This window comes from Bradyrhizobium sp. HKCCYLRH2047, assembly GCF_051168175.1.
Lineage (GTDB): Bacteria > Pseudomonadota > Alphaproteobacteria > Rhizobiales > Xanthobacteraceae > Bradyrhizobium.
In genome coordinates this window covers 426,900-442,228 of sequence record NZ_JBNPUM010000003.1, presented here as the reverse complement: position 1 = coordinate 442,228, position 15,329 = coordinate 426,900, and the positions used below count along the sequence as shown (strand labels likewise).

The following is a 15,329-nucleotide window of genomic DNA, read 5'->3' as shown; positions in this document are numbered from 1 at the left end:
GCCCGATTGCCGAGAGGCAAGGGAGCCGGTGTCAGGCGGCGCGGGCGGCCAGCTGCGGAACCGGCGCCGGCTGCCGCTGCGGATCGGTCCAGGTGAGGATCTCGAAGCGGCCGTCCTCGTGCTCGACCAGCGCCGTGCAGCTTTCGACCCAGTCGCCGCAATTCATGTAGCGGATGCCGTCCTGGTCGCGGATGACGGCGCAATGGATGTGGCCGCAGATCACGCCGTCAGCGCCATGCCGGCGCGCCTCGGAGGCCAGTGCCGTCTCGAACGCGCCGATATAGTTCACCGCGTTCTTGACCTTCTGCTTGGCCCATTGCGACAGCGACCAATAGGGCACGCCGAACATGCGGCGGAAGAAGTTGACCAGCCGGTTCATCTGGATCGCAAAATCGTAGGCCTTGTCGCCGAGATGGGCGAGCCAGCGCGCGTTCTGCACGACCAGATCGAAGATGTCGCCGTGAATGACGAGATAGCGTTTGCCGTCGGTGCCGGTGTGCACGATGTTCTCGACGACGTCGATGCCGCCGAAATGCGTGCCGTAGTAGCCGCGCAGGAACTCGTCGTGATTGCCGGGGACGTAAACGACCTTGGCGCCCTTGCGCGCCTTGCGCAGCATCTTCTGCACCAGGTCGTTATGCGACTGCGGCCAATGCCAGCTCGATTTGAGCGCCCAGCCATCGATGATGTCGCCGACCAGATAGATCGTATCGGCATCATGGTGGCGCAGGAAATCGACCAGGAGATTGGCCTGCGAGCCGCGGGCTCCGAGATGAACGTCCGAGATGAACAACGTCCGAAAGCGCCGAGCCGGGCTTTCTTCACCAGCAGTCTCAAGTCCCATGCGCGCCCACCTAACAGCCCCTGATGACACCGCGATGACGAACGGCCTCACTGGCAGAACCCGTCCTGCCGGACCGCGACCGGACACCGCTCGTTCGACGACTCGCGACGTCCTTCGTCACTGCCCCGCGATACCAGCGCGGTGCGACAATCAGGCGACAGGCGGGCGGCGCGAACAGGGAAAATCGGCCTCCTATCTCGGCATGGTGACGACACGCAGATTGTTGGTGGTGCCGGCCTGCGCGAACGGGATGCCGGCGACGACGACGAGCAGGTCGCCGGCTTCCGCGAACTCCTCCTGCACGGCAAAGAAGGTCGCGCGCTCGACCATTTCCTCGTAGTTCTGCACGTCCTGCGACAGCACGCTGTGCGCGCCCCACAACAGGCACATGCGCCGCGAGGTGTCCTCGTTCGGCGTGATCGCCAGAATCGGCAGGCTCGGCCGCTTGCGCGCAACGCGGGAGGCCGAAGTTCCGCTCGACGTATAGGCCACGATCGCCCTGGCGTGGATCGCCGACGCCAGGTCGGCCGCGGCGGTCGCCACCGCATGCGGTGCGGTCTGCTCCTCGCCCGGCTGCGTCGCCTCGACGATGGAGCGGTACATCTTGTGGCCCTCGGTTGCCTTGATGATGCTGTCCATCATCGCGACCGCCTCGCGCGGGTATTGCCCGCTGGCCGATTCCGCCGACAGCATCACCGCGTCGGCGCCGTCATAGATCGCGGTCGCGACGTCGGAGACCTCTGCGCGGGTCGGCGTCGGCGTCGCGACCATCGAATCCAGCATCTGCGTCGCGACGATCACCGGCTTCACCGCGAGCCGGCAGGCGCGCACCAGCTCCTTCTGCTTGCCCGGCACGTCCTCGTTGGGAATCTCGACGCCGAGATCGCCGCGCGCGACCATGATCGCGTCCGACAGCTGGATGATGTCGTCGATGCGCTCCAGCGCCGCCGGCTTCTCGATCTTGGACATGATGCCGGCGCGGCCATTGATCAGGCCCCTCGCCTCCAGCACGTCGGACGGCTTCTGCACGAACGACAGCGCCACCCAGTCGACGCCGAGGTCGAGCCCAAAGGCAAGATCGGAGCGGTCCTTGGCCGTCAGCGGCGACAGCTCCAGAATCGTGCCCGGCAGATTGACGCCCTTGTGATTGGAGATCGCGCCGCCGACGATCACCTTGGCTTCGATCCAGTCGTCGCCGAGGCCCATGACGCGCACCCGCACGCGGCCGTCATCGATCAGAAGATCGTGACCGGGTGCGACCGCCGCAAAGATCTCCGGATGTGGCAACGGAATCGACGTCTTGTCGCCCTCGGTGCCGTTGAGGACAAACCGAATCGTCTCGCCGGCTTCGACCTGGATCTTCTTGTCGCGCAAGGTGCCGACACGAATCTTCGGACCCTGCAGATCCATCAAGATGCCGATTGGCCGCTGCACCTCCTTCTCGAGGGCGCGGACCGCGGCATGGACCCTGGCGTGATCGGCCTGCGTGCCGTGACTGAAATTGAGACGAAATGTGTCTACACCGGCGAGGAACAGCGCTTTCAGCATCTCCGGAGAATTGCTCGCGGGACCGACAGTCGCGACGATCTTGGCTCGACGGTGACGACGCATGATGTGTCCTTTCTCCTGAAGCCCAGGCCACTTAAGTCCGTGTCTCGCGTCACTATGACATGCATGTGATTAGCATGCGCGGACGCAGCGGAAGCGCTGATATACGCCCCGCAGCGTCCATTGCAAGCGCGACGCGGAACACGCCGAAATTGTGCAAGAGAGTGGCACGCCTCAGACGTTGGAGCCGTGGATCGCGTCGATGACGGCGTCGGTCACCTCCTTGGTCGTCGCCTTGCCGCCCACGTCGGGCGTCAGGATGCCGGCTGCACACACCTTTTCCACGGCCGCCATCAATCGCACGGCCGCGTCCCTCTCGCCGAGATGCTCGAGCATCTGCGCGCCGGTCCAGAACGTCGCCACCGGATTGGCGATGCCCTTGCCGGTGATGTCGAACGCCGAGCCGTGGATCGGCTCGAACATCGACGGGAAGCGCCGCTCCGGATCGATGTTGCCGGTCGGCGCGACGCCGAGGCTGCCGGCGAGCGCGCCGGCGAGATCGGACAGGATGTCGGCGTGAAGGTTGGTCGCGACGATGGTGTCGAGACTCTTCGGCTGCAGGGTCATGCGCACGGTCATCGCATCGACCAGCATCTTGTCCCAGGTCACGTCGGGGAATTCGCGCGCCACCTCGGTCGCGATCTCGTCCCACATCACCATGCCATGGCGCTGCGCGTTCGACTTGGTGACGACGGTGAGGAACTTGCGCGGCCGCGACTGCGCGAGCTTGAACGCGTAGCGCATGATTCTGACGACGCCGACGCGGGTGAAGACCGCGACCTCGGTGCCGACCTCCTCCGGCAGGCCGCGATGCGCCCGGCCGCCCATGCCGGCATATTCGCCTTCGGAATTCTCGCGCACGATCACCCAGTCGAGATCGCCGACGCCGACATTGCGCAACGGCGAGGCCACGCCGGGCAGGATCTTGGTCGGGCGCACATTGGCGTACTGATCGAAGCCCTGGCAGATCGGCAGCCGCAGGCCCCACAGCGTGATGTGATCGGGCACGTCGGGCGCGCCGACCGCGCCGAAATAGATCGCATCGAATTTCTTGAGTTCGGTAAGGCCGTCGGCCGGCATCATCACGCCGTGCTTCTTGTAGTAGTCCGAGCCCCAGTCGAAGGTCTTGACGTTGAAGCTGATGTCGCCCGCGCGCTTGGCGAGTGCCTCGAGAACGCGGACACCTTCGGAGATGACCTCGGGGCCGATGCCGTCGGCGGGAATGGCGGCGATGGAATGGGTGCGCATTTGAGCTTTTCTTGACCTCTGTCCGGGCGTTTCACCCGGACAGCTTTTGCACGACATCCCGCGAACGACAAGCCGGCGCCGGGCTGTGTCGCCGCCCTACCCCAGCGGCGCCTCCGCGATGTCCAGCAGGGCGCCGAGGCCGTGGCGCAGGCTGCGCATCGGCTGCTGCTCCGAGGACAGGCCGAGGGCCAGCAGCGATCGCCCGGTCACCGCGTAGACGTGGCCAAACGGAAACGACTGCGGCTGTGCATCCGGCTGGTTGGTATCGATCAGCGCCAGCCAGTTGTGGCCCTCGGGCACGGACGGCAGCGTGAAGTTCACGACGTCGTAATGCGCGTTGTAGACCAGCAAGAGCGTCGCGTCCGATCCGCGCCGCTTGACGCCGGTCTCCTGGGCGCGGCCGTCGAGCAGCATGCCGAAACAGCGCGCGTGATCATCGGTCCACTGCTCGGTCGTCATCTCCTCGCCGGACGGATCGAGCCACGTCACATCCTTGACGTCGAGCTCCTCATTGTGCGAGCCGACCAGGAAGCGGCTGCGATAGAGGATCGGGAAGGCCTTGCGCATCGCGATCAGCTTGCGCGTGAACTCGCGCAGCGCCCTGCCCTGCGGCGTGATGCCCATCCAGTCGAGCCAGGTGGTCTCGTTGTCCTGCGCATAGGCATTGTTGCTGCCGTTCTGGGTATGGCCGAACTCGTCGCCCGCCAGCAGCATCGGCGTGCCGTGCGACAGCAGCATCGTGGCGAGCAGATTGCGCTTCTGCCGCTCGCGCAACGCGGTGATCTCGGGGTCGTCGGTCGGCCCCTCGACGCCGCAATTCCACGAGTGATTGTTGCTGTGGCCGTCGCGATTGTCCTCGCCATTCGCCTCGTTGTGCTTCTCGTTGTAGGAGACGAGGTCGTTGAGATTGAAGCCGTCATGGGCGGTGATGAAGTTCACGCTCGCCCAGGGCCTTCGGCCGCGCTTGTTGAACAGATCGCCCGAGCCCGAGATGCGCTTGGCGAAATCGGCCAGCGTGCCGCCGTCGCCCTTCCAGAACGCGCGCGCGGTGTCGCGGAACTTGTCGTTCCACTCCGCCCAGCCCGGCGGAAACTGGCCGACCTGATAGCCGCCCGGACCGATGTCCCAGGGCTCGGCGATCAGCTTGACGCTGGACAGCACCGGATCCTGCCGGCAGGCGTCGAGGAAGCTGCCGCCTTCGTCGAAGCCGTAGGGCTCGCGCGCCAGGATGGTGGCGAGATCGAAGCGGAAGCCGTCGACCCGCATCTCGGTCGCCCAATAGCGCAGCGAGTCCGCGACGAGCTGCAGCACGCGCTGGTGCGACAGGTTCACGGTGTTGCCGGTGCCGGTGTCGTTGATGTAGTAGCGCTTCTGGTCCGGCATCAGCCGGTAGTAGCTGGCATTGTCGATGCCCTTGAACGACAGGGTCGGCCCGAGCTCGTTGCCTTCGGCGGTGTGGTTGTAGACCACGTCGAGGATGACCTCGATGCCGTTGGCGTGGAACTGGTTGACCATGGTCTTGAATTCGGTCGCGAGCGGCGTCTTGAGATAGCGCGGCTCCGGCGCGAAGAAGCCGATCGAGTTGTAGCCCCAGTAGTTGCGCAGGCCCTTGTCGACCAGATAGCTGTCGTCGATGAAGGCATGGATCGGCAACAGCTCGGCCGAGGTGATGCCCAGGGAGCGCAGATAGGCCGGGATGTCCTGGTGCGCGAGACCGGCGAAGGTGCCGCGATCGGCCTCGGGCACCAGCGGATGCAGCTTGGTAAAACCCTTGACGTGCATCTCGTAGAAGATCGTCCGCTCCCACGGAATTTCCGGCTTGCGTGAGGTGCCCCAGGTGAAGGCGGGATCGATGACCCGGCACTTCAGCATCAACGGCGCGCTGTCGCGGCCGTCGAACGACAGATCCTTGTCGGCATGATCGAGCTGGTAGCCGAACAGCTCCGGGCCCCAGCGCAGGTTGCCGACGAGCTGCTTGGCATAGGGATCGATGACGAGCTTGTTCGGATTGAAGCGGTGGCCGGCGTCGGGCTCGTAGGGTCCGTGCACGCGATAGCCGTACACCGTGCCGGGACGGGCGGTCGGCAGATAGCCGTGCCACACCTCGTCGGTGTATTCCGGCAGCTCGATGCGCTCGAGTTCGGTCTCGCCGGTGTCGTCGAACAGGCACAGCTCGACCTTGGTCGCATGCGCGGAAAAGATCGCAAAATTGACGCCGAGACCGTCCCAGGTCGCGCCGAGCGGAAACGGACGGCCTTCGCTGATCTTGGCCTTGCGCAGGTTGAACGCCGCCTGCGTCAGGGCGTCGGCCCTGTCGGTGATCTGATCCATTGCTGCCCCCTGGCAATGCGCTGTCTAATGCGTCTCGGATGCCGCAACGACCTCGACGGCAGCGGTCTCCGTGGCTGCAACGGACGCAATCACCTCAGCGGGCGGCACATCCGCGGGGACGGCCGGCTTGCTGGCGCGCTGCTGATGGACTTCCTTCGAAATCGCGGCGATGGAATTGCCGATGCGGCCGACGATCTCGGTCAACTCGGCCGGCGTGACGCGCAGCCTCCGCGTGACGATGCGGACCTGGACCCGATCGGTGAGATCGAGCTTGTTGCGGATGGGCTGGATTTTGGGACGGCGCATTGGGATCCTCCTGCGTGAGGGCTAACCGCGGCTGCGGAATTTGGTTCCCAAAGCGAGCCGCCGGCATGCCCAGGACCGCGATGAGGACATGAATCATTGGTCTCGCGGCGTCTTACGCCCGAGTGATGTCAGTCGTGTCACCCTCGCCTCAGGCAGAGGGCACGGGGAATGCCGGGAGCTGGCCGCCCCCATGGCCCGCCTGCAGAAAAAAAGCAGGCGGCAGTCACCACAGGTTCAGCCGAGACATCCCGGCATTCCCCGCGCGATGGTTTTCACGCTTACTTCGCGATCTCCCCGGTGTCCGGCTTGTGAGCCACCGTCGCCCTCGGGCTCGTCGCCCGAGGACTTGGCGCCAGCGTCGGGGCGCCAGGACCACGCGACTTCGCGTCCGCAAGCTGCCGTTCGTCCGCGCGGGTCACCCCGCGCTGCGGCATCCTGCAGCCACCGCATCCCGCGCCCAACGTTCCGTGACGATCGCGAAGCGCCCCTCTCGAGGAGCACGGGATGGCGATGATCTAGCACGTTTTCTGGAAACGCGAAATAGAAATTTTCAGTCGACGACGAGCACCTTTTCGCACACGTTCGACGGGGTGGCCGGTCCAACTGCCCTTGCACCGGTCGGGCGAAGGAGCGGCGGGAGCCCGCGACCGGAGTCGACCCGAGCACTCCGATTTGCGCAGTGCTTCAGGAAGGATCTGGATGCAGGACGTCAGCACCAATGCGCGCGACAAAGCCACGTCCGCTTTTGACCCTGAACCGACGTCGCGAGCCGATTGCTGCATGCAGATCACTGAGGCAGCGCCACCCCGGCGATTTGCATGACGCCAAGCTGGTCGAACAACTCAATCTGCTCACCGTTCAGCACTGGAATGTAGCAACGACGTCTAGCAGCCGAGACCAAGATACAGAGCTTATCCTCCGCGACCGCCCATGTCCCCGTTGCAGGCCCAAAGGACTCGTCCCAGTGCGGATAAGTCATCCGGCCGTCGGGCTCGAATCGCATGGATAACGGACCATTCTTGAGCTTCGGACCGAAGCTGATCGTCTTGCCCTTGAATTTTGCGGCCAGGGTCTCACCTGTCGGTCTTTCGCCGGTTGCTGCGGTGAGCGAGGCATCGGGCCCCGGATCATAGCCATCGGCCTTCAGGATGAGCCAGAAGAGCCTAGCCATGTTGCGAAATGAAGGTTCGACGTACGGCGCATCGCGGTCGACACGATGCACCACGACAAGGTCGAGTGCGGGTACGACTAAGGCGTATTGGCCGCCGGCACCTTGGGCCATAAAGCTGCCCTCGGGCAAAGTCACCGTAGGCGCAACGTCACCGCCCAGAAAGCCGATCCACCAGAGATAGCCATAGCCCATCCCGAACGCTGCTTTCGAATAGCTGCGCGTGCTCTCTTCCACCCACTCCCGCGGCACGATCTGGTGTCCGGCCCAATTGCCTTTGTGAAGATAGAGAAGTGCAAAACGCGCCAAGTCCCGTGCGCTCATGCGGATCTCATAGGCGGGGTGGATAGACGCTTCGCCGCGGACGTAGCTGCCATCCTGTGGCCGGTAGTCCTGCATGCCGATTGGCTTTGCGATCTTTTGGTCGAGCGCCTCGAAGAGGCCGATGCCAGTTGCGTGCTCGTAGATCGTGCCAAGCGCGTTGAAGTCCCAATTGTTGTAATACCAGAAGGTGCCGGGCGGGTGACTGCCGCGCGGCGGTCTCATCTTGGCATTGTCCGGCGTCTCATAGAGCGCCGCGTGGTAGACCCCGGAACGCGCTTCGAGGAGTTCGCGCACCGTCGCGCCCTTCTCGACCCCGGTCAAGCCAGGCGGGTTATCGTCGATGCCAAGTTCGCCAAGCGTGCTGTCAAGGTTGATCTGGTGATCCGACACTGCGATGCCGATCAGGGCGCTGAGCATGCTCTTGCGGATTGAAGCGACTTCCATCGGCTTCGTCGTACTGCCCCACTCGGCCACGACCTTGCCGTGCTGAACGATCACAACCGCGCTCGAATGAATCTGATCCGAAAAGGATCGCGCTTGGGTCAATCCGGTTTCTGACCAACCCAATTCTGCAGGCGTGACGCGCTCCCACTCCGCTGCTGGGAAGCCATCTTCAGCTTGGGCATGCTCGAACCGAACCAAAGCGCCGAGCAGCACGACAGCGAAAACAATCTGGCGAATATGCATAGGATGATCCCACCCGTTGCGAGCTTGACCAGATTGCTACACACTAATCATTAACGGAATTAAGCAGAACGCCTGTTGAAGTGTTTTCTTTGGATACCCGCCAACCATCCTCATGGCGACGTCTCTTGTTGGCCCACAACGGACATGGAACGAACGGAACTCCCTTACGACCAAACTGTGTGACCGGCTGGTGAGAAATCGCTACTCATCCTTATTCAACGCGGCGATGAGGACGCCAACCTCTTCAACAGGTAAGGATCGTCACGCGCTATCAACTCTTCTGTCCTTGGGAGCTTTCCGAAAGCAAACCGTGCCTCCTCGATGCAAGAAAAATAACACAAGCATCTCCGTGCCATCTGAATGCTCGACCTCAACCATGTAGGATGCTAGCGATGGCGGAGTAACCACCCCATGTAAGGCTGGTCTGAGAGGCGATCTCGATTGTGCAACACGATCGAAAAGCAGACTTGATCATCTATTCCTTGTCGTCACATCGCCCTCGACCATCATTTCGTCAGCCATCTCTCGAAGTACAAATTGATCGGGTTGGAAACGTAAGGGCCATACGCTGGGCACGGAACGAACCCCTTCGCCCGATAGAGCCTCTGGGCATCGGGAAGAAATTCCGTGGTTTCCAGCCGCAGAACCGACAGCTTGGCGGTCAAGGCCGCTTCCACAACGCGCGTCAGGAGCCTGCTGCCTATTCCAGTTGTCCGAGCCTCGGTGACGACATACATGCGCTTCACCTCCCCGGTACCATCCGCGAACACCTGCAGCCCTGCACAGCCAACGGCTTGTCCGGCAATCCGCGCGATAAACATTTGCGTGTCGTCGTGCGCTAGCCGATCAATTGGAGAGCCGTGATTCCTCTCCACCCCGCAGACCTTGTTTAAGAAATCGTCCAGCGCGGTTACGAGATTAATCAGGTCCGGGGACCTTGCATCGGCCAGCTCAATTTCGATTCGATCGACAGTCATTCTCGTCCCCTTCTTCGAAGAGATGAGCGCATGACGCCGTGGTGGCTTGTCCCGTTTAGTTGCCGGACCGGCCACATCTTCTTCCGAAGGAAGAAAGCCACCTTGCTCGGGGAGCAGGTTGGCGCTGGGCGTCGGCCCAACTCTTGATGTTGGAGTTGACGATAGCGGGCACTATCGAGCTTGGCAAGTACGCCCCCAGTTTGAGGAACAACGCGTGGCCGCTCCTGGCTCATCTCGAACCTTTTGGTCGGCTCCGACGATGGCCGCTCCGTCGAAGATTGGAGTCTTGTCAGGCCGCAATCGGCGCCTACCGGGGAGGCCGACGGCGGCTTGGCTCAGGCGGGCGCTGTGCATAGGGGTTCAGCAAGCACATGGCCGAAAGGCCCGCAGCTCCTGCTCTGCACGCCTCCCACGACCTGTACTGGCACGAGACCGTGCTGGACCCGCCCCATTCCCATGTCTGGAGGCACACCGGATCATTGCCATCGAACCGCTGAGCCGCGGCTGGAGCGGTTGCAAGCACGATGATCGAAGTCATGAGGAGAAGCGCGCGCATCATCAGCCATCATGACATGCGGCTGACCAATCCGAAAGGGTCTGCCGGCGCGGCCACGTCAACGCGGGCTTCATCCGCAGGCGCGGCGGGTTTCGGTATCCGCGTCGTCAGGTGACCCTCTCTTGCTCCACGAAAAGCAGGCGATCGCAGCTAGCTTCGGCGGCTCATGACTCAGAAATAGGAGCGCGGCTGCTGCTTGATATGTTGGCCGAGGTAGCGTCTCACGGTCGAAAGATTTTTCGGTTCAGAAAGCTTCTCAAATACCTGATGCACCAATTCATCGTGATCGGAGGCAACCATTGCGACGGCGTCCCTCAGGTTTCTAAGCTGACGCCAGGAAAGAGCAGGCTCCGCTGCTGCCACCAAAGCCCAAAATACAGGGCGCCATAACCCGGTGTCGAAGGGCTTTGACGCTTGAAATATGGAAAACAGCGCCTCTGAACGACTCCCCATGTTTTCAATGGCGCTGGAGGCAGCGACATACTTTGTGAGAAGTTCTTTGGCGGGTGGCCCGTTGCCGCGCTCGAGGTATGCCCTGATCGGCCATGCCGAGACGGCTACACGATTGAAAATATCCTCCTGACAGTCGGCTGCCAGAATCGCCTCTTCAAGGAGGCGGCTATACCTTTCATCGGGCCAATGGCGTGCGACGTGAGATAACGCCTGACACCTGAACCAAGGTGCTTCTATCCCCCTTGCGACGCTTAGCGCTTCGTCAGGGCGAGCAGATGCGAGGCGGATCGCGAGGTCTCTTGCTTTGGTCGGGGTCAGGGTCTTGCTCACCCAAACCGACTACCATAACTCCCCGCAACGGCCAATTGGATGGAACGTCAGATTCTGGCCTAAAGGTGAGCTATGCTGGTTCAAGGCTGACGCATGGTCTCAACCCAACGCCGTCGTCAGGACGTCCAGATCCGCAGAGCACCAACAGTCTCGAACTCGGCGAGCCTAAAGCTCTTTGTCACAGACAACGCTGCCGTAGGGTGGGCAAAGCGACGCCAAGGGCGGCGCGTGCCCACCATCGGTGGCGCTGGGTGTAGGCGGTGGGCACGGCGCGCGTGAAAGCTCGCCCGACAAGGCCGCATCCCGGCGCGCCTTTGCCCACCCTACGGCAGGTTGTTAGTTCAGCGTGCCATCAATCTTGACGCTGCTGGCAAAGCGGCGCGTGACCACCATCGCCACCGCTCGAAACGCGCGGTGGGCCCGATGCGACGCGGCGTTGCCGCGTACGCCTCTTTGCCCACCCTACAGCTCGGGTGACGGGATCATGACCGGCCCGGTGACCTTCGTCCGAACGGCCTAGACCGCAATCCCGCTCCACCTCACCCGAACAGATGCGCCAGCCAGAACGCGGCGCCGGCGGCGAGGCCGCCGACGAGGGCGGTCTGCAGCGCAGACTTGATCTTGTTGACGCCGGTGAAGTGGCCCTTGATGGCGCCGAAGATCAAGAGCGCAATGCCAGTGGCGATCACGGAGATGCGGAGCGCCGACGAGATGTCGGCCGCCAGCATGTAGGGGATCAGCGGGATCAGGCCGCCGATCACGTAGGAGCCGCCGATGGTCACCGCGCTGACCGGCGCGCGCTTCGGATCCGGGCGTTCGAGGCCGAGCTCGAAGCGCATCATGAAGTCGACCCACCGCTTGCGATCGGACGCGATGGCGTCGACCACGGTGGTCAAGGCCTGGCCTTCGAGACCATAGCCGCGAAAGATCGCCGCGACCTCCTCGACCTCGCGACCGCGGAGCTTCTCGATCTCGTCGTGCTCCCGCTTCTCCTCGGCGGCGTAGTGCTCTGCGTCGGAGCGGGCGGCGAGATAGCCGCCGAGCCCCATCGCGATCGCGCCGGCGACGACCTCGGCGAGGCCGGCCGTGACGATCACGTCGGTCCTGGCGACCGCCGCCGAAAGACCGGCGGCGAGCGCGAACGGCACGGTGAGGCCGTCGGCCATGCCGATGACGACGTCGCGGACGACCTCCGACGCGGTGAAGTGCTTTTCGATGTGCGGCGTTGCCGGCATGACGGCCTCCGATGACGTGTTCGACGGAGGCCTTCTAGCAGGCCCGGATGACAGGCGCGATCACCGCAGTCCCGGCACCATCCGCCGCAGGGTGCGATCGTGCAGCCAGTAATGGTGCAGCAAGGCGGCGCCGGCGTGCAGGCCGATCAGGATCATCAGGCCATTGGCCAGCGCCTCGTGCATCTCCTTCATGTCGTGGGCGAAGCCGCGGTCGCCGATCCAGGGTGAGGCGATCTCGAACAGGCCGAACACCGGCAAGCCGTAGCCGCGGGCAAACTGGGTGACGATGCCAAGCACCGGAATGGCGAACATGATGCCGTAGATCAGCAGATGCGTGATCTCGCCGACATGAACGGTCCACGCGCCGAATTTGGTCGCTTCAGGCACCGGCGGCGGATCGGCCAGGCGCCAGGCCAGGCGCGCCAGCGCGAAGCCGAGCATCGACAGCCCGAGCGAGACGTGCATGAACAGGCCCATGTCATGAGCGGGACGTGGCAGCACGTCGCCGAGATGGCCTGAAATCCAGGCCGCCGGCACCAGCACGGCGACGATCCAGTGCAGTGCGATCGCGACGGAGCCATACGTCTTGGCGGAGTTTCGAATACGCATGATCAGCTTCCTTCGGCCATTGGGCCCCGCTGCCGGCAGGCCGGAGCGCGGGGGTGGTAGGACCGGAGGAAATAGCCGACCGGGGGCGTCGCGCCGCTGACGCGGGATGTCAGCCTGCTGTCAGAATGGACGGCGCCGGGGTGGCCTGCGACGTCGCGGGCTGCGACCAGCGGAGCGCCGAGACGATGGCCGGCGCGATCGTGATCCTGGCGCCGCCGAGCTGGGAACGTCCGATGTGCAGCCGCCAGCCATAGGCTTCGAGCACGTCCTGCACGATCGCGAGCCCCAGCCCGCTGCCCGGCCCCTGCTCGTCGAGGCGGCCGCCGCGCTCGAGCACGCGGCCGATCTTCGCGTCCGGAATGCCCGGACCGTCGTCCTCGACAGTGACGATCAGAGGGGTCGCACTGGCGACGATGCGAACCGTGCTCGCCGCATGACGCGCGGCGTTCTCCAGGAGATTGCCGAGCACCTCGGCGAGATCCGTGCGGTCCATGCCGACGCGCAGGCTTGGAGGCACCTCGCCATCGAAGCTGACATGGGCGGCCGCCGGCGTGCGGCCGAGCGTCCCGAGCAGCGCATTCACCAGCGGCGCCAGCTCGGTTGCGGCCTCCGGCCCGCCGCGAGCCTTGCCGCGCAGCCGCGCCAGCGCCAGCTCGCGATCGACCTGCCGGCTCATCGCCTCGGCAACATCCTCGACATTGCGCGCCAGCTCGATCTGGCCGAGCTCCTTCAAGCGCGCGGCGTCGGCCGCGAGTGCGGCGAGCGGCGTCTTGAAGCCGTGGGCGAGATCGGCCGCACGGCTGCGCGAGCGCATGATCTCGCGGCTCTGCGCATCGAGCAGCGCGTTGACCTCCTCGACCAGCGGCGCCACCTCGGTCGGCACGTCCACGGGAAGATGCTGGCGCCGGCCGCTGCGGATCTCGGCGACGCCACGGCGCAGCACGCCGAGCGGACGCAGGCCGAGAGTGACCTGAACCGAGGTGCCGACGGCGAGGATGACGGCCAGCACGGCGAGCGCGATCGACAGATCCTTGGCGAAGGTCCGCACCGCACTGGTGGCGCCGTCGAGGTCGTAGGCCACGGCCGCGCGCACGCGGATCTGGCTTTCCGGATTCATCAGGATGCCGCGCTCGGCAACCAGCACGTGTTCGCCATCCGGCCCGGCGAGCTCATGCTGATGCACGTCGCTCGGTCCGGGCTCGTCGATGGGCAGCGGCAGGATGGTGTCCCACAGCGAGCGCGAGCGCAGCAACTGGCCGTGATCGTCCGAGATCTGCCAGTACAGCCCCGACAGCGGCACCACGAAGCGCGGATCGGCCGGCGGCCGCGCGACCACGATGCGCCCTTCCGCATCGACCTCGAGGCCGTTCAGCAATTGGCGCAGGTGGATGTCGAGATCGGAGGCGAGCGTGCGCGCGACGTGGCGCTTGAACAGCACGACCATGCCGAAGCCGGCGACGCCGAGCGCGACCAGCAGCGCGATGGTGCCCGCCGCCACCAGTCGCAGCCGCAGCGAGCCGAGCCTCATTCCGTCGTCTCCGGGATCATGTAGCCGAAGCCGCGGCGGGTCTCGATGATGTCGGCGCCGAGCTTCTTGCGCACGCGCCGGATCAGCACCTCGAGCGCGTTGGAGTCGTGCTCGTGGCCGAGACCGTAGACGTTCTCCTCCAGCTCATGCTGCGGCACGACGCGGCCGCTCTGCCGCAGCAGATAGGCGATCAGCCGGTATTCGAGCTGCGACAGCGTCACCGGCACGCCGGACAGGCTGACCTTCATCTGGCGCTCGTCGAGCATCAGGTCGCCCGACGAAAGCACCGGAGCGGCATGGCCGGCGGAGCGCCTGATGATCGCGCGCAGTCGCGCCAGCAGCTCCTCGTTGCGAAACGGCTTCGGCAGATAATCGTCGGCGCCGGCATCGATGCCGTCGACCCGCTCGGCCCAGCTCGCGCGCGCCGTCAGGATCAGCACCGGCATATGCCGCGCCGCGCCGCGCCAGCGCTTCAGCACCGACAGGCCGTCCATGCCGGGGAGGCCGAGATCGAGGATCACGGCGCCATAATCCTCCGTGTCGCCGAGAAACCAGGCCTGCTCGCCGTTGTCGGACGTTTCGACCAGATAGCCCGCCGCCTGCAGCGTCCGCGCCAGGTCGGACGACAGCCGCGGATCGTCCTCGACCAGCAGCACACGCATCTATTTTTCCTCGATCCGCTCGATCTCGCCGCTGCGCGCATCGACATAGACCTCGCGCACGCGGCCATCACGGCCGATCACCCGAAACTCATACCGCCAGCGGCCACGCTGGCGGTCGACATCGATTCCCATCACGTCGCCGGCGATCCGGCCGCGCAATCTCGGCAGGATCTGCGACAGCGGCAGGACGTCGCCCGCCTCCACCGCGCGACGCACGGCATCACGGCGCTCGCGATCGTCCTCGCGCGCCACCGTCGCCGCGGACGCCGCCGTCGAGATCAGCATCGCAAATGCCGTGATGCGCATGAACCGTCCGATTTGAGGCAAATGCATGATCTTCCCGGGGCCTGACGCTCTGATCTTCAAAGCTCGTCGTCATTCGTTGCGCGCGCGCCACTGGGTTCGAATTGCGGGGGTCGACTTGCGGAGCGTTCGCAGATGCTAAGGAGCTGGTGCGGATTTT

The 15,329-nt window shown here is 64.5% G+C and carries 14 protein-coding genes and 1 riboswitch; all 14 genes read right to left on the bottom strand.

The window, feature by feature from the left end:
• Window positions 1-31 precede the first annotated feature (31 nt).
• Window positions 32-844, bottom strand: a complete 813-nt coding sequence (locus ACQR1D_RS09305) for a UDP-2,3-diacylglucosamine diphosphatase (protein ID WP_315804339.1) — start codon at window positions 842-844, stop codon at window positions 32-34.
• 192 nt (window positions 845-1,036) lie between these two features.
• Window positions 1,037-2,455, bottom strand: a complete 1,419-nt coding sequence (gene pyk / locus ACQR1D_RS09300) for a pyruvate kinase (protein WP_315804340.1) — start codon at window positions 2,453-2,455, stop codon at window positions 1,037-1,039.
• A gap of 171 nt (window positions 2,456-2,626) precedes the next feature.
• Window positions 2,627-3,700, bottom strand: coding sequence for a tartrate dehydrogenase (locus ACQR1D_RS09295; RefSeq protein ID WP_434837845.1), 1,074 nt, complete (start codon window positions 3,698-3,700; stop codon window positions 2,627-2,629).
• A 96-nt stretch (window positions 3,701-3,796) separates the two neighbouring features.
• The gene (glgX, locus tag ACQR1D_RS09290; protein WP_315804342.1) at window positions 3,797-6,031 is read right to left on the bottom strand and encodes a glycogen debranching protein GlgX; all 2,235 of its coding nucleotides are present in this window, start codon (window positions 6,029-6,031) and stop codon (window positions 3,797-3,799) included.
• Between the two features lie 24 nt (window positions 6,032-6,055).
• Complete coding sequence (locus tag ACQR1D_RS09285; RefSeq protein ID WP_315804343.1) at window positions 6,056-6,337, bottom strand: DUF3606 domain-containing protein; 282 nt, start codon at window positions 6,335-6,337, stop codon at window positions 6,056-6,058.
• Between the two features lie 787 nt (window positions 6,338-7,124).
• Window positions 7,125-8,516 (bottom strand): serine hydrolase domain-containing protein, encoded by a 1,392-nt coding sequence (locus tag ACQR1D_RS09280; protein ID WP_434837844.1) that lies wholly within the window; start codon window positions 8,514-8,516, stop codon window positions 7,125-7,127.
• Between the two features lie 506 nt (window positions 8,517-9,022).
• The gene (locus ACQR1D_RS09275) at window positions 9,023-9,493 is read right to left on the bottom strand and encodes a GNAT family N-acetyltransferase (RefSeq protein ID WP_315805359.1); all 471 of its coding nucleotides are present in this window, start codon (window positions 9,491-9,493) and stop codon (window positions 9,023-9,025) included.
• A gap of 45 nt (window positions 9,494-9,538) precedes the next feature.
• Window positions 9,539-9,648, bottom strand: a riboswitch (SAM-I-IV-variant riboswitch).
• A 152-nt stretch (window positions 9,649-9,800) separates the two neighbouring features.
• A complete protein-coding gene (locus ACQR1D_RS09270) occupies window positions 9,801-10,049 on the bottom strand; it encodes a DUF3551 domain-containing protein (protein WP_434837938.1) in 249 nt (82 codons plus the stop codon).
• Window positions 10,050-10,220: 171 nt separating this feature from the next.
• Window positions 10,221-10,832 (bottom strand): hypothetical protein, encoded by a 612-nt coding sequence (locus tag ACQR1D_RS09265; protein ID WP_315805358.1) that lies wholly within the window; start codon window positions 10,830-10,832, stop codon window positions 10,221-10,223.
• Window positions 10,833-11,371: 539 nt separating this feature from the next.
• A complete protein-coding gene (locus ACQR1D_RS09260) occupies window positions 11,372-12,067 on the bottom strand; it encodes a VIT1/CCC1 transporter family protein (protein ID WP_315805357.1) in 696 nt (231 codons plus the stop codon).
• Between the two features lie 60 nt (window positions 12,068-12,127).
• Window positions 12,128-12,676: a cytochrome b gene (locus ACQR1D_RS09255; RefSeq protein ID WP_316182968.1), complete on the bottom strand. Its 549-nt coding sequence runs from the start codon at window positions 12,674-12,676 to the stop codon at window positions 12,128-12,130.
• A gap of 109 nt (window positions 12,677-12,785) precedes the next feature.
• Window positions 12,786-14,204 (bottom strand): sensor histidine kinase, encoded by a 1,419-nt coding sequence (locus ACQR1D_RS09250; protein WP_316239286.1) that lies wholly within the window; start codon window positions 14,202-14,204, stop codon window positions 12,786-12,788.
• Complete coding sequence (locus ACQR1D_RS09245) at window positions 14,201-14,866, bottom strand: response regulator transcription factor (RefSeq protein WP_315805354.1); 666 nt, start codon at window positions 14,864-14,866, stop codon at window positions 14,201-14,203. Before ACQR1D_RS09245 ends, ACQR1D_RS09250 begins: the two co-directional genes overlap by 4 nt.
• Window positions 14,867-15,172, bottom strand: coding sequence for a PepSY domain-containing protein (locus ACQR1D_RS09240; RefSeq protein ID WP_315805353.1), 306 nt, complete (start codon window positions 15,170-15,172; stop codon window positions 14,867-14,869).
• Between the last annotated feature and the right edge of the window lie 157 nt (window positions 15,173-15,329).